The organism is Mycobacterium sp. RTGN4 (genome assembly GCF_033804635.1).
GTDB lineage: Bacteria > Actinomycetota > Actinomycetes > Mycobacteriales > Mycobacteriaceae > Mycobacterium.
Genome location: NZ_JAPZLB010000009.1, coordinates 1 through 22,068, shown reverse-complemented (window position 1 = coordinate 22,068; position 22,068 = coordinate 1). Strand labels below are relative to the sequence as shown.

Sequence of the window (22,068 nt, the reverse complement as noted above, 5' to 3'; positions counted from 1 at the left end):
CTTGTTGCTAGGTCGCGGTGCCACCGTCAGAACAGCCGTCCCGCCACGGCGGGTGCTGGTTCTTCGAGTTCGAGCAGGAAGCGTTTGCGTTCGAGCCCGCCGGCGTACCCGGTCAGCTTGCCGTGCTTGCCGACGACGCGGTGACATGGCAGGACGATGCTGATGGGGTTGCGTCCGACGATCTGGCCGACTTCGTAGGCGGTGGTGCCGTCGGCCAATTCGGCCGCGAACTCGCCGTAAGTGGTGGTGCGGCCATAGTCGATGTCGGACAGCAACTCCCATACTCGACGATGCCGAACGTCGCCGACCAACGCGGTCGGCAATTCGAAGTGGTGTCGGCATCCGCGTAGGTACCCATCGACCTGGGTCGCCGTTCGTGCCAGCAACACGTCGGCGTCGGGAAGGACGTAGCGACCAAGGGTGTCTGCAGCGGGGCGGGGTCGGTGGTGCCGGAAGTAGAGGCCTGTGAGGTGGTCGCCATTGGCGACGATGCTCAACGGGCCCAATGGACTGTCGATCACGGTGTGCCGGGTGCGCATGAGGTCCTCCTTCTCATGGAGTAGACGTCGCGTATCCCGAAAACGTGAGTGGAGTTCCCGTGCCATCGCCTCGAGACCCGGATGGCGTTTCGCCCGCGAGCGCCCGAAGTAAGTGCTATCCCTGCTAGATGGTGAAGCCTCTGCCGATCGGCATCTCTGCCGCGTGTGCCGCGCTGATCGTTGCACCGGTCGCTCAAGCCGACCGCGCCGAGCCACCGCCCCTGTACGGGTACTACAACGCGTTCATCGACTTCTCGAAGCAGACCTTCAACGGTGCGCCGACACCGATGGATCCGAAGACCTTCCCCGTCCAATTCACCACCCACTGTGACGTGAACGGTTGTGTTCCGCGCTGGGACAACGCGGACGATCAGGTCCGAAATCCAGGTGCTCCCTCTGCCTTCGAGTACAGATGGAACATCGACCGTTGGGAAACAAGCGGGGAGTACCCCTACTTCTGTGATCGCAACAACCCGAAGAGCGTGGTGAAGTCCATACGCTCGGACTACCTGATCCCAAACCCTGACGGCAGCTTCTTCGGAGAGCGGACCCTCACCGTTGACGGAGCCGGATGCCCCGGTGAGGGCCCAGGCATCCATTGGCTGCCGATATCTCTGACCCCCATCGACCCACCGCCGCGGTAAGCTCTCGGGCCCAATGCGTTACGGCCCGCGCGATATGATCTGCAGCGGACAGACCTAGCGCGGCCACAAGTCCACGACCACGCCTCTTGAGGACGCTGAGTCGTGCAACTCGACCGCACGGACACTCGAGCTATACCCGGCATCTCCGCGGCTCATCAGGTCCGGCGGCAGGTCGAAGGCCAACTCCGCATTCGCGGTATTGCCGGGATTGATGTCGATCGTCGCGGAGCGCGCCCACACGGCGGCCATGTGGTCCGCGGCGAACTCACGACCCGGCGTCCGCACCTTTTGGTTCGTGTCGTGAAGTCGGATTGAGTACGCCCAAAATCCGAGAAATTTCCCTAACTCGGATTAGCGGTACGGTTAATCCGAGTTAGTAGGGCTTTCGTGACACCACGAAGTCACAACGTGATGCGCTCGCGACTGCGCCGCGCGTCGCCCGTCTCGGCGTCGAAGAAGTACGTCCGCTCGGGCGGCATGACGAGCCCAATCTCGGTGCCCGACTCCAAGTCCGTCCCCGCCGGGGCGTGGACGATCACCCGGGTCTGCTCGACCAGCGCGGTCACCAGGACGTGGCTACCCAGCGGCTCGATGAAGTCGACTCGCGCCGGGACCCTGCCCGGAGCGTGGCCAACCTCCAGCCGAAGATGCTCGGGCCGCACGCCGACGGTCACCGGTCCGTCCGGCGACGGTACCGACGTCACCGACGTGTCGCCGACGTGCAGGACACCGGAGGTGATGACGCCAGGGATCAGGTTCATCGGTGGGCTGCCCATGAACGCCGCGACGAACGTGTTGGCCGGGCGGTTGTAGATGTCGTCGGTGGTGCCGAGTTGCTGCACTTCGCCGTTCGACATCACGCACAGCCGGTCGCCCAGCGTCATGGCCTCGACCTGATCGTGGGTCACGTAGATGGACGTGACGGGCACTTCGCGGTGCAGTCGCTTGAGATCGCCGCGGACCTGGTTGCGAAGCTTTGCGTCCAGATTCGACAGCGGTTCGTCGAGCAGGAACGCCTGCGGTTCGCGAACGAGCGCGCGCCCCATGGCAACTCGCTGCCGCTGGCCACCGGACAACTGGCCGGGCTTGCGGTCCAGCAGCTGATCGATCTCGAGTAGTGCGGCCGCTTCGCGGACCCGGCGGTCGACCTCGGCGCGCGGCGTGCGCCGTTGGCGGAGTCCGTAGGCGAGGTTGCGGTACACCGACATGTGCGGATACAGCGCGTAGTTCTGGAACACCATCGCGATGTCACGCTCGCCGGGCGCCAGCCCGTTGACCACTTTGCCGCCGATCCTGAGCTCACCCGAAGTCGGCTTGTCCAGCCCGGCCAGCAGGCGCAGCGCGGTGCTCTTGCCGCACCCCGACGGCCCGACAAGGATGAGGAACTCCCCGTCGGCCACGGTCAGGTTGAGGTTCTTCAGCGCGACCAGCCCTCCGGGATAACGGCGTACGACGTCGCGGAACTCTACTTCTGCCAACGTAATTCCTTCCTCATCCCTTGATCCCGGCACTGGCGACGGACTGGACGAAGTACCGCTGTGCACCAACGAACACCAGCAGCATCGGCAACAGACTCATCACGTTGGCGGCCATCAGCAGCGGCCACTTCACCCGGTGCGCACCCTGAAAGTAGCTGAGCCCCAGGGGAACTGTCATTTGATCCTGCGTGGTTATCACGATCAGCGGCCACAGAAAGTCGTTCCAGGACGTCAGCACCGTCAGTGCGGCTAGCGTCGATATCGCGGGCAGCGACAGCGGAAGTACGATCCTGAACAGCACACCGAGCCGCGACGTTCCGTCCACCCGGGCGGCCTCCTCGATCTCCACCGGGACCGTCAGGAAGAACTGCCGCAGGAAGAAGATGCCGAACGCCGTCGCCAGGTTGGGCAACATGAGCGCGCCGATGTGGTCGATGCCGAGGCCCTCCCACACGTTGTCGCCGAACCACTTGACGATCAGGAACACCGGAATCATCGTGACCTGGAACGGCACCATCAGCGTCGCCATCAACGTGACGAAAAGTGTTCCGCGGCCAAGGAATCGGATGCGGGCGAACGCGTAGCCGGCCAGGCTGCAGACGATCAGGTTGCTGACCAACACCACCAGCGTGACCAGCGCGCTGTTGAGGAAGAAGTGGGCGAACGGCGCGGACTGCCACGCCTCGGAGTAGTTCTCGAATCGGGGCCGCTCGGGCAGCAGCACCGGAGGGAAGCGGTTGGCCTCGCCCTCGGTCTCCAGCGACGTGACCAGCATCCACAGCAGCGGCACGATGAGCACGAATGTCAGCGGGATGAGCACCAGGTGCCACGGGCTGAACGGCAGGCGCAGTCCGCGCCGCGGCCGAGGTGACGCGTCCTCGGCGGGCGCGGGGCGGGCGGGTGGCGCGGACGTCGCCGTGTCGATGTCGCTCACGAGGTGCGCCCCCGCGCGAGTCGGAACTGCACGGCGGTGATCAGCAGGATGACGACGAACAGCGCGTAGGCCATCGCGGCCGCGTAGCCGGCGTCGAACTGCACGAAGGCGCGGTCCCACAGGTAGTAGACGATGACGGTCGTCGCGCGCAACGGCCCGCCGCGCGTCGTGACGAAGACCTCGTCGAACAACTGCAGCGCGTTGATCGTCAGCCACACCAAGAGGAACAAGTTCGCGGGTCCGAGCAGCGGCACCGTGATGGTGCGGAACCGGGTGAATGCGCTGGCCCCGTCGATCATCGCGGCCTCATGCAGTTCCGCGGGAACCCCCTGCAGCGCAGCCAGATACACGATCACCGAGAATCCCGTCCAGCCCCAGATCGTCATCGCCACGATCACGTACAGGGCCTGCGACGGGGACGCGAGGAATGGCTGCGACGGTGCGCCGACCGCGTTGAGCGCGGCGTTTACCAGACCGTAGTCGCGGTCGGTCAGCCACAGGAAGATGATGCCCTGCGAGATGGTCGAGACCGCCATGGTGATGTACGCGGCCGTCCGGTAGACCGAGATGAACCGGACCGACCTGTTCAGCGCGGCGGCGACGAACAGGCCGACCAGCATGGTGCCCGGCACGAACAGCACGGTGTAGACGATGGTGTGCTTGATCGCCTCGACGAACACCGGGTCCCCGGCCAACTTCTTGTAGTTGTCGAAGCCCACCCACGGCGTTTCCGGCGTGAGCAGGTCCGACTTCTGGAACGACAGTTGCAACGACATGAGTACCGGCAGCAGCCCGAAGATCCCGATCAGGATCGCCGCCGGACTCACCAGCGCCCACCCCGAGACGCCGTCGGAGCGGCCCGCGCGGCGCAGGACCGCAACCGCAGTCATCCCTATTTGCCGGCCAGCGCAGCGTCGGCGGCCTGTGCGGCCGCGTCCAACGCCGACTTCGGTTGATCCTTGTCGAGCATGACTGCCACGATGGCCTGTCCCAACGCCTCCGAGATCGCCGGGTACTGCTCGACCTGCGGCCTGACCTTCTTCACGTTGTTCAGATTCTCCACGAATGCCGAAGTGCCGGGAACGTTTTCGTTGAGCTTGTCCAACACAGCCTGATCCTGTCCCACCGAAGCGCGGATGGGCAGATCGCCCGTACCCAGCGAGAACGCCTTCACCTGTTCGGGTGCCGTCAACCACTGAACGAAGGCGAGCGCGGCCTTCTTCTTCGCGTCGCCGTTGTTGAACACCACCCAGTTGTCCGGACCGGCAATCGTCTGGTGGCCGCCGCTGGATCCGGCGAAGGTCGGCATCACCTGCACGCCGTACTCGATGTCGCTGAACTGACTCAGGTCCCACGGACCGGTCACCAGCATCCCGACCTTGCCGCTGTTCATCAGCTTGGGCCCGGTCTCGTTGGTGGTGTCCAGGTAGAGCGACTTGTCGGTGACGGCCATCTGCTGCAGCACGGTCAGCGCCCGAATTCCCGCGTCGGAGTTGAAGATTGCGTGCTTGTTGTCGGGTGACAGGATGTCACCGCCTGCCTCCCAGAGCATCGGGAGGTAGTGCCATACGGTGTCCTCGCTGCCGTCGGCGGGGATCAGCCAGCCGTACTGCCCCTTGGCCGGATCGGTGAGTTTGGCGGCCGCCGCACGGAAGTCGTCCCACGTCCAGTCCGGCGAAGGCGGCGCTACCCCTGCGTCGGCGAAGAGCTTCTTGTTGTAGACGATCGCGAGGTTGTCCACCAGAGCCGGGACGCCCACGATCTTGTCGCCGACGGTCGCGGCCTCCCGTTCGGCGGGATAGAAGTCGTCCCACTTCCATTCCGGCGCCGACACGGCTTCGGACATGTTCACCAACTGTGGAATCTTGGCGATGTTCGGCGACCACGACCCGAACATGTAGGCCACGTCTGGGGCGCTTCCGCCTCGAACGGCGGTCAGCACCTTCTGCAGCACCAGGTCGTTGCTGGAGTACAACTCGCTGACCTTGACGTCGGGATGTTCCTGGTTGTACTGGGCGACGAGTTTCTTGAACACCTCGCCTTCGGTGTCCTGATACCCGTGCCACACCGCAATCTCGGTCGGGCCCGAGGACGATGAGCCGCCACCACCACACGCGCTGAGCACGAGGGCTAGGACGGCAACCATGGCGATACAGAGCCGGCGTCGAATCATCTGGGACACTCCTTAGTTGGCGACATCTGGGGCGAGGGACGAACGCAACGATTCGGGTAGCAGGTCGCCGTGCGCAGCGGTCAGGTCGTCGCACAACTCCCAGATCTGATCGACGGTCAGGGTGGCCGCGGTGTTCGGGTCGACCATGGCCGCCGCGCGCACCAGGCGCGGATCCCCGTCGACGGCCGCGCGGACCGTCAACTCCACGGGGTTGAGGAAGTTCCGGTTCAGCGCTGCGCACTGTGGTGGCAGTTCGCCCACCTTCATGGGATGCGCACCGAGCGAGTCCAGCAGCGTAGGCACCTCGACGGCGACGCCGTCGGGCAGATTCGTGATCAAGCCGTCGTTGACGACGTTGGCGGAGATCACCCGTGGTGTCCCGGTCTCCAGGGAGTGGATCACCTGAGGCGCGTACTCCGTGGAGTCCGTATCGATCGCGAGTGTCTCCGCAGCGGCGAGTTCGGCACGCACACGGCCATATTCGGCCAGATTGGCCTCGCTGATGGTGACGTACTCACCCACGTTGATGCGCAGCCGCTCGACCTCACTTGGATGCCGCAGGTACCACGGGACGTACTCGCTGGAGTGCTCGCTGGTCTCGGTCGGGTAGTAGCCCAGTCGCCGGTACATGTCGACGCGGACGCGACGGCGCAGTTCGGGGTCCGCCGCGATCCGTTGGTCCAGCAGCGGATACAGGTCTTGGCCGCCGCGTTCCCACCGCAGCACCCAGGCCTGATGGTTGACGCCCGCCGACCAGTAGGACACCTCGTCGAACGGGACGTCGACGAGCTCGCACAGCCCGACCATCGTCCAGTACACGGAATGACACAGCCCGAGCACCTTCAGCTTCGGTGCCACGTGGTGAAGGAACGTGACGTTCATGGCCATCGGGTTGGTGTAATTGAGCAACCAGGCGTCGGGGCACACCTGCTCCATGTCGCGGGCAATGCCAGCGAGCACCGGAAAGGTCCTGAGCCCACGGAAGATTCCGCCGATGCCAACGGTGTCGCCGATGGTCTGGTTGAGGCCGTACTTCGCGGGGAGCTCGAAGTCGCGCACCGTCGCGTCGTGCATGCCGACCTGGATGACGTTGATGACGTAGTCGGCGCCGTCGAGGGCCCGCCGCCGGTCGGTGGTCGCCACTAACTCCGGTGCGGCGCCCGCCGCCCGGGCCGTGGCTCTTGCGATGGCCTCTGCCGTTTCGAGGCGCTCGACGTCGATGTCGTGCAACACGATTCGCACGGAGCCCAGTTCCGGGAACGACAGAATGTCGCCGAGCAGCTCGCGGGTGAACTCGACGCTGCCCGCGCCGACGAGCACAATTGTGGGCTTCATGCGCGCTCCCCCGTGTGTGACGGCTCCAGGACTGCCGGCGTCGGCGCCTCGCCGCGCTTTTCATCGCTGTAGACCATCAACGTCGAACCCACCAGGGCGAGCACGATGCCGATGGCGCCGTACGGACTCGGCAGCGTCTGATAGGCGATGAGTGACACGACGATGGTCAACGCCGGGGCAAGCGCGTTGGTGGTCGGCGCAACGATGGACGCCTTGCCGCGGCTCAGCGCCATCACCAGGAACAGTGCGCCGACGGCGTTGAGCAACTGCGTGCCTGCGGTCAATACCGGGGCCTGCCAACCAAACCCGGTCGGGATGCCGCCCATCGAGATCACCGCGACGGGGATCAGGGCCAGCGCGCTGATCGCCATCCAGCCGAAGGTGGTCGCGTCGTTGACGCCGATGGTCGCGGCCTTGCGCATGAAGTAGGCCTGCACGCCCCAGGCGATGCAGATCAGGATCGCCAGCACCAGCCACGGTCCCGACGAACCGTCGGAGTCGGCGCTGGTGATGCTGAACAGCACGATGGCGGCCAGCGCCGCGACGAGGCCTACGGCCGCAAGGGGTCTGATGCGTTCGCGCAGTAGCACCATGGCCATCAGCACCGTGATCGCAGGCGAGATCGAGACGATCGGGAAGATCAGGTACGCGGGACCCATGGTCAGCGCCTGGAAGAGCAGCAGCTGGCCGCCTGCACCGGTGAGCCCAATGAGCAGGCCGTAGATCGTGGCCTGCGGGCGGCGGTCGAAGCGCTGGCCGCGCAGCACGAAGACCGCGGGAATGATCATGGTCAGCGCCCAGATGCAGTAGATCATCTCGTCGGGGTAGCCGTACCAGGTCACGGGTAGCGCGGAGAACGCGCCCCACACGCCCCAGAACAGGATCAGAAGGGCAGCGTAGAAGATCCAGCTGCGGGTGCGGGTGGTGCTCGACGTGTCAGTCATGGTGTATTCACCTTGTCCGAATCATGTTGAAGTGGTGGCCAGTTCGTGAAGAGCGCTCGGACTCAACGCACGGTTACTGTGTTTCGCGGCGTAGATCGCAGCGCCGACCGCCGGGTCTAGCAGTGGCTTGCGGAGGTCGTACTTGGCGGCCTGCTCTTGGAGTGCGGCCAGGAACAGTGCCCGGAATCCGTCGTCGGAGAACATGCCGCCCGAGTACGACACCGGCACCGTCTCCTGGTCGGTGAACCCGATCAGCGTTCGGGTGGTGTCGATGAGCGTGACGAGTTCGTCGACCGCCGCCACCAGGATTCGTTGCGAAACCTCGTCACCTTCGCGGGCGGCTTGGCAGACCGTAGTCGCCACGCCGGCAATGGAACTGCGATTGCCGGACCACTTGTCAATGACGAGGCTGACGACGTCGAGATCACCCGCGAGCTCCAGCCGATCCTTGATGAGCCCGTGCAGTGGGCTGGGCGCGAGCCGGCCGTCGCTCATCCGACTGAACGCGTTCAGGCCCTGTGCGGCAACCCAGTACGCCGAACCTTCGTCACCAAACAGCTCGCCCCAGCCGCCAACGCGACGCCCGACGCCCTGGCGCTCGCCGTAGGTCATCGATCCCGTTCCGCTGATGACGTTGATGCCGTCCTCGCACGCGAGCGAACCGGCCCATCCGCAGACCATGTCGTTGTCGCATGTGTAGCGGTCGTGGCCCAGCACGTGGGAAGGCACGGCGTCGAGTCGCTCGATGTCGTCGCTCGCCTCGCCGTATCCGGGAATGCCGAAGAAGGCCGCGTCGATGTCGGAGGTCGCGACGGCCGCCTGTCGGCAGATATCGGCGATCCCTTGCGCGAGTACACGTTCGACGACGTCGAATCCGTCGTTGAAGTAATAGGACGTCGGCGCGGTGGCGCGGGCGATCACATGGCCGGTCGCGTCGATCAGGGCGAACGCCGTCTTCGAGCCACCGCCGTCGACCCCGAGATAAAAGGTCATCGCTGAGCTCCTCCCATTGGGTAGATCGTCACGCCTTTGACCACACGGCTGACCTCGCCGGACGGGAACGGGTTGTCCGGAGTCTTGGCGTATTCGAGTGAGGTGAACAGTGCCACGTATTGCGCGAACACCAGGTACGGCAGCGCCACTGCGGAGTCCCCCAGTCCCGCCAGGCCCGGGAGCACGATCGCAGGCCCGAGTTCGTCGGGGATCGGTTCGGCGCTGAGCACCGTGACCGCATCTTGTCCGAGTTGGGCTCGGATCTCGGCGACGATGTCGAGGTCGTAGCGCCGGGTGTATGGATCGGTGGAGACGTACACCACGACAAGCGTGTCGCCGTCGAGCACGGACTTGGGACCGTGCCGGAAGCCCAGTGGCGAGTCGAAATACGTGACGACTTCGCCTGCCGTCAGTTCCAATAGCTTGAGCGCAGATTCGCGGGCCAGGCCCTCCAACGGTCCGCTGCCCAGGTAGACGAACCGCTGCTTCTTGCTCTGCGCGAGCGCCCGAATGTCTGCTTGCAGCCCGATCACGTGCTCGGCCGCGCCGGTGAGCGCCTCGGCGTCACTGGGCGCAAGCGGTCCCAGCATCATCAAGCACGACAACAACATCGAGGTGAGGCTGGACGTCATGGCGAACCCGGAGTCATTGGTGCGCTCGGGCATGTAGACGACGAGCGAGTCCGGACGTCCGCCGTGGGCGCGGCCGAGCTTCCCGTTCCGGTCGCACGTGAGGACGAGATGCCAGACTTCGTCGACCAGTGCGTCCGCGAGCGCGGTGGTGGCGAGGCTCTCCGGACTGTTGCCCGACCGGCCGAACGACACCATCAGCGTGGGCGTTCCAGGCTCCAGGTGATCGAGTGGGCTTGCCACGATGTCCGTCGTCGCGATGGCATCCACCCTGCGGCCGAGGTGACGGCGCAGCGCGGGCGCGGCGATGTCACCCGCGAAGGCCGAGCTGCCTGCCCCCGTCAGGACGATTCGGAGGTCGGGCCGCTCGGAAACTGGGCGGAGGAATGCGGTCGCGTCGTCGTTGTCGCGGTTCCCGACCTCACGCCAGGCGTCCGGCTGCTGCCCGATCTCGAGAATGGTTGCGCCGCCGTCCTCTTGGGCCGGGACGTGGTTCTCAGACATGCGTTACTCCATGAGGGTGGTCGTCGGGTGTGCGGCACGCGCGGGCGTAGGGGCGCATCGCGTCGCGGATCCGGTCGATGACCAGATCCTGTGCGATGGAGCGCAATTCGCCTGCCCGTATCCGGTCGTACTGGACGGGTAAGAACTGGCTGATGAGCGGGAGTGGGATGCCCGTGCGGTCCAGGTTCGCGAGCAGTTGCCGGCGGGCGGCGTCCACCTCGGGGTCAGCCCAGTAGTACCGGAGCCGGTCGCTGTAGCTGTATCGGCGCGACGTGCGCTGGACAAGTGAATCGCCCTCGTAATAGCCCTGCCACTGGTCGGGTTCGGCCAGCATCCGGCGCTCGATCACTTCGATCAGGTTCGACCGCGACGGTCGCGGCAAGAGTTCCCGCTCGATGAGCGCCAACGCGAACAACGCCTCGCGCATCGCGAACGTCAGCGCTGGCCCCACCTTGAGGATCGCCCAGTGGTCCTCCACCAGCTGCCGAAGCTGGGCGGGCCGCTGGTAGTCGGTGGAGTGCGCCTCGAAGACCAGGTGCTCCTCGTCGTCGAGCACGTGGCGCAGGTCGGCGGTGGCGGCGTGCTCGTAGTCGATGACGTTGAGGTGGTCGAATTCGACGCCGGGTTGCACCACTAGCGCGACGACGCGTGGCCACACGTGGTCAAGGCCCGCGTCGGCGAAGGCCGCGCGATGCACAGCGATCGTTCGGCGCGCGCGGTCGGCCGGTGTCGGGGTGAGCCGGCCCAGCGTTTCGTGGGCTCCGCCGGGGACTGGGACCTCGGTGCCGATGACGTAGACCGGTTCGTGGGCACCGACGCGGCGGGAAGCGTCTTCGGCGACCCGCAGCAGTCGGGCCGCGCGGCTGGCCACCACCTCGTCGGAGAGTACGTCGGGGTCGTCCGCGCACGACATGCTGCAGTCGAGGTGGATCTTGGTATATCCCGCGCTGACGTACGCCTCGATGAGCACGTCGGCATTTTCCATTGCAGCACTTGCAGATTCGCGTTGCCAACGGTTGGGACCCAGGTGGTCGCCACCAAGCACGACCCGATTGCGTGGGAGCCCGACCCGGTCCGCGACGTCGTAGACGAGCTCACGGAAGTCCGCTGGACGCAGCCCGGTGTAGCCGCCGAACTGATCGACCTGGTTCGACGTGGCCTCGATCAGCACGTACCCGCCGTCATCGGCGGCCTGCTCGAGGGCGGCTTGGACCACCGTGGGGTGCGCCGAGCACACCGAGTAGACGCCGACGCGCTCGCCGGCCTTGTGACGTTCGATCGTGCCGGCAAGCAGGCCCGTCTTCGGGTAGGTCGGCGCGGTGCGGCTCATCGACCGTCACCCACCCGGCAGAGTTCCGCCACCGTGGCGGCGACGGCGTCGCGTCCGGCCGCGAGGTGCGGGCGCGGGTCGACGCCGTTCGGAGCCGCGGCCAGGACGTCACGCACCGCGGCGGTGTACGCGATGTTGAGTGCGGTCCCGACGTTGACCTTGCGGATGCCTGCGCGGACGGCGCGGCGAAGCTCGTCGTCGGGCACCCCCGATGACCCGTGCAGGACGAGCGGTACGACGAGCCGCGCGGCGAGTTCGGCGATCAGGCCGACGTCGAGGCTGGCGTCGCGAGTGGTCATGGCATGCGTGCTGCCGACCGCGACGGCGAGGCCGTCGACCTCGGTTTGCTTGACGAAGTCCACCGCTTCTCCCGGATCGGTGCGGACGCCGGGCGCGTGCGCATCGCCCTTGCCACCGACCCCGCCCAGTTCGGCCTCGACCCATAGCCCCGCGTCGTGGGCACGCCTGGCGAAGGACCTGGTCAGTTCGACGTTGTCGAGATAGGCCAGGCGGGCTGCGTCGACCATGAGCGAGCTGATGCCCAGGTCGGATGCGGTGTCGATCACCTCGGCGATGAGGTCGACGTCCTGAAGGTGGTCGAGGTGCACGGCGATGTCCGCCGAGGAACGCGCCGCGATGCGGGCGCAAGCCGCGACGAGCGGGGCGACCTGACCGCCGTGGAACTTCACCGTGTTCTCGCTGACCTGCATCAACACGGCCGTGGCCGCGTGTTCCGCCCCCGCGGCGATGCCTTCGGCGTGCTCGATGCTGATCACGTTGAACGCAAGCACGGCGGCCTCACGGGCGCTCGCCGACGCGACGAGATCGGCGGTGGTGGCCAGGGTCACGACGTCACCGCTGCCGTGGTCGGGTCGTATGGAACATTCGTCGATCATGAGAAGCTCGCTCAAAGCGCGCAATGCAGAGCCGCGAAACGGTCAGTAAAACTGAGCGTGCCGCCTCGTCGTCGAGAGGAGTGATCCCCAATGTCGATCAAGCGCACCGACCGGATGCGTGAGGTGCTCTCACTCCTGCGTGGGCGCGGCGAGGTCACGTCGCAGGTACTCCGTGCCGAACTAAGCGTGTCCGCTGCGACGCTACGTCGCGATCTCAGCGAACTCGAGGACCAAGGATTGTTGTTGCGGACCCATGGTGGCGCCATGGCGCTGGACCCGAGCGACAGCGAAATCCCCGTGCGATTGCGCGACCACCGGATGATCGCCATCAAACGTCGAATCGCCCAGCACGCCGCCGCATTGGTACCCGCAGGCCCCCAGGCCGTCGCGCTTACCGGCGGCGTGACCACCGGCGAGGTGGCCAGGGCGCTGAAGGGCAGGCCGCACATGACGATCGTGACGAACTCACTGACCATCGCCGCCGACTGCGCCGTCGACGCACACATGAAGGTGATCGTGACCGGAGGGCTGGTGCGGGCGAATTCGCTTGAGGCAGTTGGCCCGATGTCCGAGCACGCATTCCAGGTGATCAACGTCGGCACTGCCATTCTTGGCGCCGACGGGATGTCAGCGGAGGTCGGTGCGACGACCTACGACGAGGCCGAGGCACGCACCGCGATAGCCATGGCAGCCAATGCTCAACTGGTGGTCGTCGCCGTCGATGGTTCCAAGATCGGCAAGATCACGTTGGCAAAGATGGTGCCGCCCAGTCAGATACACCACCTGGTGACGGACTCGACCGCCAATGCCGAACAGCTGAAACAGATCTCGGCGACGGGGGTCCACGTCCACGTGGTCGAGGTGGCCGAGGTATGACACGGCGCCGTCGGGGCGCTCACTCCGCCGACGGAACCGGTCCGTAGTCGACCTGCCAGTGCTTGATCCCGTTGAGCCAGCCGGATCGCAACCGCTCGGGCGGCGCCAGCGCGCTCAGGTCCGGCACCGCGTCGGCCAGCGCGCCGAACATTAGATTGACGGTCAGTCTCGCGAGGTTGGCACCCACGCAGTAGTGCGCCCCGGTTCCTCCGAAGCTGACGTGCGGGTTCGGACTTCGCAAGATGTCGAAGCGGAACGGATCATCGAAGACTTCGTCGTCGAAGTTGGCCGAGCGATACGCGAGCACCACACGTTGCCCCTTCTCGATCTGTACCCCACCGACTTCGACGTCGGTCAGGGCCGTCCGCTGAAAGGACGTGATCGGGGTGGCCCACCGGATGACTTCGTCGGCCGCGGTCTCGGGGCGCGTCTTCTTGAACAGCTCCCACTGGTCGGGGAAGTCCAGAAACGCCATCATGCCCTGGGTGATCGAATTCCTGGTGGTCTCATTGCCCGCCACGGTCAACGTCACCATGAACAGGCCGAACTCGTCGTCGGTGAGCTTGTGTCCGTCGACGTCCGCCTCGATCAGCTTGGAGACGATGTCGTCGCCGGGTTCGTCGGCCTTGCGCGCCGCCAGTTGCATGCCGTAGAGCATCACTTCGCCTGCCGAGGCCAACGCTTCCGACTCCGCGAACTCGGGATCCTCGTCGCCGACCATCTCGTTGGTCCAATGGAACAACTTCATGCGGTCTTCGAACGGCACGCCAAGGAGATTCGCGATGGCTTGTAGCGGCAACTCGGCGGCGACCTGTTGAACGAAGTCACCACTGCCCGCCGCGGCGGCACGCTCGGCGATGTCGCGGGCGGCCTGAGTGAGCCCGTCTCGTAGCCGGTCGATGGCACGCGGGGTGAATCCGCGGGAGATGATCTTGCGCAATCGGCTGTGCTGCGGTGCATCCATGTTGATCATCGAGAATCGGCCCGCCTCGATCTGACCGCGTCCGGACTCCTCGTCCGGATAGCGCGGCACGATGCAGTTGGCGGCGCTGGAAAACAGGTCGTCCCGCAACGACACCTCTCGCACGTCCGCGTGCCTGGTCACCAACCAGTAGCCGCCGTCGCCGAAGGCCTCGGCACCGTGCCGCTGCTCGTTCCACCAGACCGGCGCCGCCCGGCGTAGTTCGGAGAGTTCCTCGGCGGGCAGCCGCTCGGCGTAGACGTCGGGGTCGGTGAAGTCGAACCCTGGGGGAAGGTTGGGTGCGGGCATGGACGCTCCTCCGTTCCGGTATTCCTAATAGGATCACACCGAATCGAATCAACCGTGCCGGTTTCGGAGCGATCGGCCCTAGAAAACGCCACCCACTTCAGGGCCTTCTACGTCTGCTCGCGGGGATAGGGGCGGGGAGTAAGGCCGCCGTCGGTTTCGAAGCTCAACGCGGGCAGTGAGCCGGCCGTAGCCGAAGCGTGACGTAGCCGTGATCGAATCTCCAAGGCGCGCCCACACTTCCACAGACCGCAGCGCCCTACGATCATTCAATTGACAACTTCGTCATTTCAAAGGATCTGACTCATGCGGGCGGTTGTTCGGTGCGTTCTTGCAGTGACCGCGGTCTCTGCAACAGTGGTTTCGGGTCCGGCCGGTTTGAGCCTGGCGGCGGCCAACCAGTCGTATAGGTATGCCGTCGCATCGGTGCTACCGGCACGCGGCGAGACGGTAGGGATCGCTCACCCGGTGGTGGTGAAATTCCGCACGCCAGTCACCGACCGCCGCGCGGCCGAGCGCGCCATCGACATCAAGTCGACGCCAGCGATGACCGGCAAGTTCGAATGGCTCGACGACGACGTCGTGCAGTGGGTTCCCGACGAATTTTGGCCGGCGCACAGCAAGGTGACGGTTTCGGTGGGCAGCATGTCTGCCGACTTCTCAACGGGCGCTGCAGTTGTCGGCGTCGCCAACATCTCGGAGCACACCTTCACCGTGAGCATCGACGGCGTCGACGCGGGACCGCCGTCCGCGCTACCCGCGCCGCACCACCGACCCCACTGGGGCGAACCGGGCGTGTTCCCGGCCTCGATGGGCAGACCGGAGTATCCGACACCGGTCGGCACCTACACCGTCTTGGGCAAAGAGCGATCGGTGACCATGGACTCGAGCAGCGTCGGCATTCCCGTCGACGCGCCGGACGGCTACCTGCTGACAGTCGATTGGGCCGTCCGCATCACCAGCCGTGGCCTCTTCGTGCATTCGGCACCCTGGGCCGTCAATGCACTCGGGTACGACAACGTCAGCCACGGCTGCGTCAGCCTCAGCCCCGAGGACGCCGAGTGGTACTACAACACGGTCGACGTCGGCGACCCGGTGATCGTGCAGGAGAACAGCATCGAGGTTCCTCGGCAAGTGTCGAGATGACCACGCTCCGCATGTAGCGGTTCGTACTAATCCTTTGCGCCACAACGCTCATAGCCACAACGCGATGACCCGCCCGTGAGAACGGGCGGGTCAGCACATGACCTGAGGTGAGTTCCGGCGCCTAATGCCCGGCGGCAGGACCAGGAGGAATCGGCTGACCAGAAACGGGTGCCCCCGGCGCCGCAGGGAGGATCGGGTCGCCCTTGCCCGCGAAGCCGTTGGCCATGTCAATCACTCCGGCGCCTCCAGCAATCGGCGCAGCCAGCGGAGCACCAGCTGGCACTACGGGAACAGCCGGAATCAGCGGCACCGGCGGGACCAGTGGAACAACCGGCACGGGCGGAGCCAATGGAACCGGACCAGGCAAGGCCATCGGTACGCCAGCCATATCCGCGACTGGAGCGGCGGCCGGAATGCAACCAGCCGCTGCCGGGGCTCCACCACCGACTTGACCCGCCGCACCCTCGATGCATGCGTAACCACCACCCGTAGTCAGCGGCGCGGCCGTGACATCGGGGCTGAAAACCAAAGCGGCCCCACATAACCCGGCGCCAGCGGCGACCAATCTGATGCTGAATCGATCAAAGATCGTCATCGGCGTCGACTCTCCTTCATTCCCGCTTGGACACTTCCCCGGTTCAAAGTGGTGCAGCAGAATCTGGTGCCACACCAACTTTGTGTTCTACGACTGCGTCAATTGTTAACGGCGGTCGCCGAACGCGCGACGCGCCGCACCGGACCGTTTCCAAATGGTGACGTTTGGCAGGTTTCGACTCCGATGCTCGCGTGCCGAAGCCTCCGAAACTCCAGGTAGCAGGGGGGGTGGAAGGAGTGTCAGCAGTGACGACGCCGGCCTCGTCAAGCGCGATGCTGAAGACACAGCCTTTCCGCCACTCAAGAATTGGAGCACGATCATGAAGACCTCGATCAAGTACCTCACCCCATGGCTAGCCGCATTCGCAATCGGTGGCGCGGTCGCACTGGCACCCGTCGCTGGCGCAGCTACGTTGCCGACCCCCCATCCGACAGCGACCGCACCTGCGGTGCCTGGCGCCGGGACCGATCCGCTGGTGCCATACGGCACCGACCCGGAGGCCCCTTACCGGCTGGGTTACGTCAACTCCAACCACGACGAGGCCAACACCTCGAACGGCTACCTTGACCTGCCCTTCTGAGCGCGCTCAGCTCCACAGGCGCAACTTCTCCGGGTTGCGCATCGCCCAAATATGCTTGATCCGACCACCTTCCAGGTCGAAGGCGAACACCGTCACGGCGACGCCGTCCTGCCGCATGACCAGCCCTGGTCGACCATTGACCGTGCACTCCAGGATCTTCAGGTCGATGGGTGCCCTGCCGACGATGTCGACGTAGTAGCGTGCGATCTGCTCGGCACCCTCGACCGGAGTGAGCCTGGCGCTGACGCGTCCACCGCCGTCGGCGAGGGATGTGGCGTCGGGATCGAGCAGACCGACGATTGCGTCGATGTCCTTGGCCTCCCAAGCTTTTCGGAAGTCGCTGACGATTCCGGCCTGCTGAGCGGTCGACGTTGCGGTGGCCCGCGACGAGCCGATTCGGCGGCGGGCCGAGGAGGCCAACTGGCGGCAGGCCGCTGGCGTACGACCGACGATCTCGGCCACCTCGGCAAAGGAGTAGCGGAAGACGTCATGCAGGATGAACGCCACGCGTTCGGCTGCGGTCATCGACTCGAGCATGACGAGGAAGGCCATGTTGACGGACTCGTCGAGCGTGACCCGATCGGCAGGGTCGACCGTGATGCTGGCCGACCGACCGCTGACCAACTCCCCTGGCTCGGGCAACGGCTCCGGTAGCCATTCGCCCACGTAGCGTTCCCGCCGGACCCGGGCCGAACCCAGCAGGTCCAAGCAGATGCGGCTGGCGACCGTCGTCAGCCAGGCACCGGGCGATTCGATGGCCTCCTGCTGTTGGGGGGACATCGCGTACCAGCGGGTATAGGTCTCCTGGACGACGTCCTCGGCATCTGCCAATGACCCGAGCAGTCGGTAGGCGACGTTGATCAGCTGACGCCGTTCGCCCATGACCGCGCTCAGGCCAGGACCTTCAGTGGTCATGGCGTCGGCCGCCTCCCTTTCGCATCTGCGCTCACCACTCCGACGAAATAAGGCACCTAGATGTCAGGCCTGACGTTCCGGCGGCCTGCGTCGTCGTAGGAGTACCCCAACAACTACAACACTTGGAGGTACACCATGGATGCTCGTTTGAACTTCTTCACCAATCCCGTTGTGCGCAAGGTCACGCCACACCTCGTGGCGGCATCGAAGGTGCTGCACGACTCGACACTGCCTACCGAGACGCAAGAGTTGGTGCGGATACGCGCCAGCCAGCTGAACGGCTGCGGGTTCTGCCTCGACATGCACACCAAGGACGCTGCCAAGGCGGGCGAAACCACGACGCGGCTCAACCTGGTCGCGACGTGGCGTGAGGCCACGGTGTTCACCGACGCCGAGCGCGCTGCCTTGGAACTCTGCGAACAGGGCACCCGCATCGCCGACGCGGCCGGCGGCGTCACCGACGACGCTTGGGACAACGCCGCCAAGCACTTTGACGAGGATCAGCTTGCCGCACTCGTCTTCACCATCGCCATCATCAACGCCTTCAATCGCGGAAACGTCATCGTCCGACAGCCTGCCGGTGACTATCAGCCAGGCCAATTCGGTTAGGACACCACCCATGTCAACAGCTCGCTTGGAAGGCAACACGGCGACGTTCCACCGTGTCCTCGACGCCGCAAACGCACATGACGAAGAGCTTCTGTCGACGATGGTCGACGAGGCGTTCGCCCCTGACGCCCTCGTCGCGACCCCACTGTCCATTCACGCAACGGGCGCACAAGCCATCAAAGAGGTGTTCGCGACGCTACATCGGGCGTTCCCCGACCTCCACATCGAGGTCGAGGACGTCATCGCGGACGGCGACAAAGTCGTCTCAAGACACCGGGTCACTGGAACCCACAGCGGCGGTGCGTATATGGGGCTAGCACCCACTGGCAGATCCATCGCCTACGACGAGATCTTCGTCCTTCGATTCGCGGACGGTCGAATCGCCCAGACCTGGGGCGTCGTCGACGTCTTCGCGCAGCTGAAGCAACTCGGATTCGTAGTGTCCCAACCAGAACAGGAGAACTTTGCATGACCAGAATCGAATTGGATCCCCAACTCGAGGCCTTCCTACCCCTGCTGCCCAACGAAGACCTGAGCGATCCGGTCGCCGATCGCAAGGACGCCATGGAACGCGCCGCGGCCAGACCGCCATTGGACACCGGGGACATGGAGATCGAGGACCGCACGGTGCCCGGCGACCCGGACGTCGCGGTGCGGGTCTACCGCCCGCGCGACGCTCAAGGCGCCGTGGTGTGGTTGCACGGGGGCGGTTACGTGGTGGGCAACCTCGACACCGAGCATCCGTGGTGCGCATTGATCGCGGAACGCTCTGGCGCAGTGGTGATCTCGGTGAACTACCGGCTGTCTCCCGAGCACCGGTTCCCAGCTGCGCTGGATGACGCCTACGCCGTCGTGAACTGGGCAGTCGCGAACGCGGCCGAGTTGGGCGTCGACCCGGAACGCGTCGCGGTCGGCGGCCACAGCGCAGGCGCGGGACTGGCCGCGGCGCTGGCGCTGCGGGCGCGTGACCAGGACGGGCCACGGATCTGCTTTCAGCTGCTCAACGAGCCTGGGCTCGACGATCGGCAGCAGACCTGGTCGCAACGGAACTTCACGGACACACCGTGGATACACCGGGACAAGGTCGCCGCAGCGTGGCGGCACTACCTCGGCTCAGTGCCCGCGTCGCAGTACGCGGCACCAGCCCGCGCCACCGATCTGTCCGGGCTGCCACCGGCCTACATCGCCACCGCGGAATTCGATCCGAACCGCGACGACGACATCGACTACGCGCAGCGCCTCCTGCAGGCCGGCGTGCAGGTCGAGCTTCACCAGTTTCCCGGCACGTTCCACGGGTCTCAGGTGATCTCGTCCGCGGACGTATCGCAACGGCAGCTCGCCGAACTTGCCGCGGCGCTGCGCCGCGGAGTTGGCTCGAACCACAGCAGCCTTTCAGTTCACAGCTGATCGGTCGAGCATTGGCAGTCGACTATGCGGTTATATAGCAAAGGTTTTGGCGATACTTTGCCCGTGAAAAAATCAACGAGATTAACGACGACGCTCGCCCTGTCCGGCGGCTTGGCGCTATTCGGACTCGGCGTCGCCGGTGGCGTCGCCCAAGCCCAGCCCATGGCCCCAATGCCGACCTACCACTGGTGTCCCGGTGACCGTTGGGACCCCGGTTGGGGCAACAACTGGGACGGCGGAAACTGTCACGACGACCACCACCGCGATATCGACTACAACAACCACGACCACGACTACTGGGGTGACAACGGGCCTGGTCGCTGGGGTCCGCCGCCGCCTCCTCCGCCACCGTGCATTCCGTTCGTCAACTGCCCGCCCTAGGCTCTGACGAAGTCCGGCCCCGCCACACCCCGAGCTGTGGCGGGGCCGTGTCGGCTCATTGCCTGGTCATCGTTCACAGCCGATTCGTAAATTGACGTCAGCAAACTAGAAGGTAACGTAGGCAACGCATTTCGCGATACACGGGGCGTGAAACTATCCACGAGAATCGCGACGACCGTAGTGCTGTCCGGCGGCTTGGGGCTCGCTGGGTGGGGGCTGGGCGGCGGCATCGCCCAGGCTCAACCCATGGCTCCCTTCCCGACCTATCACTGGTGCCCCGGTGACCATTGGGATCCCGGGTGGGGAAACAACTGGGAGGGCGGGTCCTGCCACGACGACCACCACCGCGACGTCGACTTCGACAACCACGATCGCGACTACTGGGGTGACAACGGGCCGGGTCGCTGGGGTCCGCCACCACCCCCGCCGTACTGGGGACCGCCGCCTCCGCCGCCGTACTGGGGGCCACCGCCTCCGCCACAACCGTGCATCCCGTTCGTGAACTGCCCAATCTGACGAAGTACTCGGCCTGCCACTTCTCATCGAGGTGGCAGGCCGAGTTCACTTGTGTCTCAGTGATATCCCCCGCCGGGCGGATCGTCAGTGCCACCCTCGCCGTATCGTCTACTCCGCCAGGTCTGAGTGCGACGCTCTGTTGACCGGACTCTCGTCGCGTTCGAGGCGTCGCCGCTTCAGTCGCGCCAGCGTGAGTACCGCGGCCGTGACCGCCAGCAGAACGACCAGCGCGATGCCGATCAGAACAAGTGGATCCCGCATGCCCATACGAGGACATTACGCCCGGGTGACCCCATCGCGGCGATGCCTCGGGGCAACAAGCAGACCTATACCGCAACGCGCTCCACGCTGACGTCGCCCGAACGCAACAACTCCGAACTGGCCGAGACGATCTCATAGACCACGCGATGATCGATGCCGAGTTGCCTGCCGATGGCCTGGTGACTCAGTTCGCGCTCGTAGCTCAGGTGCAGCACGCTCGCCACGTCGGTGACCTCGAACTCTTGCGCACCTTCACGGGATGCGATCACCTCCGCCATCGACTCCCACGGCTGCAGGGCGTCCACGGCCACCGGGGCGTTGCGTTGCTCCGATTGCTCGTTGACCTCGATCACCGCCGGTGGCGCCGTGGGTTGATCCTGCTGGGGCGCTTCACCGGTCGCCACCTCGCTCTGGCGCTCGACCGAGTCAACGGGGCCCGACACTCGAATCAACAGGCTCAGCCCGTGTGTGGAGGCCAGCAGGCTGACCGGCGCCACCACCGCGATCCCCGCGGCCAGCCAGGGACTTAACGGCGCCGATCCAGGGATGACGGCGTGTAATGCGTTGGCCCCCACACTGACTGCCGCTGAGGATGCCAAGACTATCCAGAAGTATCGGCGGCTGCGGTCCTGATCCCGACGACCGGCCAACGCGACCACCGCCATGGTGGCCTGCAGGATGGTGCCGTCCACGATGAGCGGCCAGAGCCAAGCCAGCCGCTCCGATATACCCGCGCGGGCGGCCAGGTCGCGCAGCGCCGCGAACGACAACACGAAGCTTGCCGCGCCGATGCCTACGGTGATGAGCACCGCGGCGGCCCGGGTGAACGCCAATGACCGGCTACCGGCTTGCGCACTGGCGGTGGCACTTTCATGCGCGATCAACGCGTGGTCGGGTCTGGTCATCGGCTCTCCTCGTTCCCACCGCAATGCGGCAAGACCCGATCTTGCCCGGAGTCACCGACAACGAGCGTCGCCGAACGCAGTCGAGGGGGGGGGGGGGGGGGCCGGGGGGGGGCGGGCCCGGGGCGGGGGGGGGGAGGGGGCGGGCGGGGGGGTGGGGGGGGTTGGTGGGGCGGGGGCGCGGGGGGGGGGGGGGGGCGGCCCAGCAGGGGGG

The 22,068-nt window shown here is 65.7% G+C and carries 26 protein-coding genes; 9 read left to right on the top strand and 17 right to left on the bottom strand.

The window, feature by feature from the left end:
* Positions 1-26 precede the first annotated feature (26 nt).
* A complete protein-coding gene (locus SLQ30_RS19905) occupies positions 27-539 on the bottom strand; it encodes a methylated-DNA--[protein]-cysteine S-methyltransferase (protein ID WP_319448261.1) in 513 nt (170 codons plus the stop codon).
* Positions 540-667: 128 nt separating this feature from the next.
* Between SLQ30_RS19905 and SLQ30_RS19900 the strand changes: the two genes are divergently transcribed.
* On the top strand, positions 668-1,183 hold the full coding sequence (locus SLQ30_RS19900; protein WP_319448262.1) for a hypothetical protein: 516 nt from the start codon (positions 668-670) through the stop codon (positions 1,181-1,183).
* A gap of 54 nt (positions 1,184-1,237) precedes the next feature.
* Here SLQ30_RS19900 and SLQ30_RS19895 read toward each other — a convergent pair whose 3' ends face one another.
* The 11 genes from SLQ30_RS19895 to SLQ30_RS19845 all read right to left on the bottom strand — a co-directional run bounded on the left by SLQ30_RS19895 (position 1,238) and on the right by SLQ30_RS19845 (position 12,399).
* Positions 1,238-1,468 (bottom strand): hypothetical protein, encoded by a 231-nt coding sequence (locus tag SLQ30_RS19895; protein WP_319448263.1) that lies wholly within the window; start codon positions 1,466-1,468, stop codon positions 1,238-1,240.
* A 116-nt stretch (positions 1,469-1,584) separates the two neighbouring features.
* A complete protein-coding gene (locus SLQ30_RS19890) occupies positions 1,585-2,661 on the bottom strand; it encodes a sn-glycerol-3-phosphate ABC transporter ATP-binding protein UgpC (protein WP_319448264.1) in 1,077 nt (358 codons plus the stop codon).
* Between the two features lie 13 nt (positions 2,662-2,674).
* A complete protein-coding gene (locus SLQ30_RS19885) occupies positions 2,675-3,595 on the bottom strand; it encodes a carbohydrate ABC transporter permease (RefSeq protein WP_319448265.1) in 921 nt (306 codons plus the stop codon).
* Positions 3,592-4,485, bottom strand: coding sequence for a sugar ABC transporter permease (locus tag SLQ30_RS19880; protein WP_319448266.1), 894 nt, complete (start codon positions 4,483-4,485; stop codon positions 3,592-3,594). The genes SLQ30_RS19885 and SLQ30_RS19880 overlap by 4 nt, the downstream gene beginning before the upstream one ends.
* A gap of 2 nt (positions 4,486-4,487) precedes the next feature.
* Complete coding sequence (locus SLQ30_RS19875) at positions 4,488-5,768, bottom strand: ABC transporter substrate-binding protein (RefSeq protein ID WP_319448267.1); 1,281 nt, start codon at positions 5,766-5,768, stop codon at positions 4,488-4,490.
* Positions 5,769-5,780: 12 nt separating this feature from the next.
* The gene (locus SLQ30_RS19870; protein ID WP_319448268.1) at positions 5,781-7,103 is read right to left on the bottom strand and encodes an alpha-glucosidase/alpha-galactosidase; all 1,323 of its coding nucleotides are present in this window, start codon (positions 7,101-7,103) and stop codon (positions 5,781-5,783) included.
* Positions 7,100-8,047: a DMT family transporter gene (locus tag SLQ30_RS19865; protein WP_319448269.1), complete on the bottom strand. Its 948-nt coding sequence runs from the start codon at positions 8,045-8,047 to the stop codon at positions 7,100-7,102. Before SLQ30_RS19865 ends, SLQ30_RS19870 begins: the two co-directional genes overlap by 4 nt.
* 21 nt (positions 8,048-8,068) lie before the next feature.
* Positions 8,069-9,040 (bottom strand): BadF/BadG/BcrA/BcrD ATPase family protein, encoded by a 972-nt coding sequence (locus tag SLQ30_RS19860; protein WP_319448270.1) that lies wholly within the window; start codon positions 9,038-9,040, stop codon positions 8,069-8,071.
* Positions 9,037-10,173, bottom strand: a complete 1,137-nt coding sequence (locus tag SLQ30_RS19855; RefSeq protein WP_319448271.1) for an SIS domain-containing protein — start codon at positions 10,171-10,173, stop codon at positions 9,037-9,039. Before SLQ30_RS19855 ends, SLQ30_RS19860 begins: the two co-directional genes overlap by 4 nt.
* The gene (locus SLQ30_RS19850; RefSeq protein ID WP_319448272.1) at positions 10,166-11,503 is read right to left on the bottom strand and encodes a D-tagatose-bisphosphate aldolase, class II, non-catalytic subunit; all 1,338 of its coding nucleotides are present in this window, start codon (positions 11,501-11,503) and stop codon (positions 10,166-10,168) included. Before SLQ30_RS19850 ends, SLQ30_RS19855 begins: the two co-directional genes overlap by 8 nt.
* Positions 11,500-12,399 carry a class II fructose-bisphosphate aldolase gene (locus tag SLQ30_RS19845; RefSeq protein WP_319448273.1) on the bottom strand — a complete coding sequence of 300 codons (900 nt, stop codon included), beginning with the start codon at positions 12,397-12,399 and terminating at the stop codon, positions 11,500-11,502. Before SLQ30_RS19845 ends, SLQ30_RS19850 begins: the two co-directional genes overlap by 4 nt.
* Positions 12,400-12,489: 90 nt before the next feature.
* Between SLQ30_RS19845 and SLQ30_RS19840 the strand changes: the two genes are divergently transcribed.
* Entirely contained in the window at positions 12,490-13,275 is a 786-nt protein-coding gene (locus SLQ30_RS19840) for a DeoR/GlpR family DNA-binding transcription regulator (RefSeq protein ID WP_319448274.1), read from the top strand.
* 19 nt (positions 13,276-13,294) lie between these two features.
* Here the strand turns inward: SLQ30_RS19840 and SLQ30_RS19835 are convergent, their stop codons facing one another.
* Positions 13,295-14,545, bottom strand: a complete 1,251-nt coding sequence (locus tag SLQ30_RS19835; RefSeq protein ID WP_319448275.1) for a cytochrome P450 — start codon at positions 14,543-14,545, stop codon at positions 13,295-13,297.
* 303 nt (positions 14,546-14,848) lie between these two features.
* Here SLQ30_RS19835 and SLQ30_RS19830 point away from each other — a divergent pair, with 303 nt between their 5' ends.
* Complete coding sequence (locus SLQ30_RS19830) at positions 14,849-15,688, top strand: L,D-transpeptidase (protein WP_319448276.1); 840 nt, start codon at positions 14,849-14,851, stop codon at positions 15,686-15,688.
* A 121-nt stretch (positions 15,689-15,809) separates the two neighbouring features.
* Here the strand turns inward: SLQ30_RS19830 and SLQ30_RS19825 are convergent, their stop codons facing one another.
* Positions 15,810-16,283 carry a hypothetical protein gene (locus tag SLQ30_RS19825; protein ID WP_319448277.1) on the bottom strand — a complete coding sequence of 158 codons (474 nt, stop codon included), beginning with the start codon at positions 16,281-16,283 and terminating at the stop codon, positions 15,810-15,812.
* A gap of 319 nt (positions 16,284-16,602) precedes the next feature.
* Here SLQ30_RS19825 and SLQ30_RS19820 point away from each other — a divergent pair, with 319 nt between their 5' ends.
* Positions 16,603-16,863: a hypothetical protein gene (locus SLQ30_RS19820; protein WP_319448278.1), complete on the top strand. Its 261-nt coding sequence runs from the start codon at positions 16,603-16,605 to the stop codon at positions 16,861-16,863.
* Positions 16,864-16,869: 6 nt separating this feature from the next.
* Here SLQ30_RS19820 and sigJ read toward each other — a convergent pair whose 3' ends face one another.
* Positions 16,870-17,778 (bottom strand): RNA polymerase sigma factor SigJ, encoded by a 909-nt coding sequence (gene sigJ / locus SLQ30_RS19815; protein ID WP_319448279.1) that lies wholly within the window; start codon positions 17,776-17,778, stop codon positions 16,870-16,872.
* Positions 17,779-17,913: 135 nt separating this feature from the next.
* Between sigJ and SLQ30_RS19810 the strand changes: the two genes are divergently transcribed.
* The 5 genes from SLQ30_RS19810 (at position 17,914) to SLQ30_RS19790 (ending at position 20,691) form a co-directional block, all read left to right on the top strand.
* Entirely contained in the window at positions 17,914-18,387 is a 474-nt protein-coding gene (locus tag SLQ30_RS19810; RefSeq protein ID WP_319448280.1) for a carboxymuconolactone decarboxylase family protein, read from the top strand.
* 10 nt (positions 18,388-18,397) lie between these two features.
* Positions 18,398-18,859 (top strand): ester cyclase, encoded by a 462-nt coding sequence (locus tag SLQ30_RS19805; protein WP_319448281.1) that lies wholly within the window; start codon positions 18,398-18,400, stop codon positions 18,857-18,859.
* The gene (locus tag SLQ30_RS19800; protein WP_319448282.1) at positions 18,856-19,794 is read left to right on the top strand and encodes an alpha/beta hydrolase; all 939 of its coding nucleotides are present in this window, start codon (positions 18,856-18,858) and stop codon (positions 19,792-19,794) included. Before SLQ30_RS19805 ends, SLQ30_RS19800 begins: the two co-directional genes overlap by 4 nt.
* A 63-nt stretch (positions 19,795-19,857) precedes the next feature.
* The gene (locus tag SLQ30_RS19795; RefSeq protein WP_319448283.1) at positions 19,858-20,175 is read left to right on the top strand and encodes a hypothetical protein; all 318 of its coding nucleotides are present in this window, start codon (positions 19,858-19,860) and stop codon (positions 20,173-20,175) included.
* Positions 20,176-20,322: 147 nt separating this feature from the next.
* Positions 20,323-20,691, top strand: coding sequence for a hypothetical protein (locus tag SLQ30_RS19790; RefSeq protein ID WP_319448284.1), 369 nt, complete (start codon positions 20,323-20,325; stop codon positions 20,689-20,691).
* A gap of 108 nt (positions 20,692-20,799) precedes the next feature.
* On the opposite strand, the gene SLQ30_RS19785 is transcribed toward SLQ30_RS19790, so the two are convergent.
* Both SLQ30_RS19785 and SLQ30_RS19780 read right to left on the bottom strand, forming a co-directional pair.
* Positions 20,800-20,952, bottom strand: a complete 153-nt coding sequence (locus SLQ30_RS19785) for a hypothetical protein (protein ID WP_319448285.1) — start codon at positions 20,950-20,952, stop codon at positions 20,800-20,802.
* 65 nt (positions 20,953-21,017) lie between these two features.
* Positions 21,018-21,857: a DUF2637 domain-containing protein gene (locus tag SLQ30_RS19780; protein ID WP_319448286.1), complete on the bottom strand. Its 840-nt coding sequence runs from the start codon at positions 21,855-21,857 to the stop codon at positions 21,018-21,020.
* Positions 21,858-22,068: the final 211 nt, after the last annotated feature.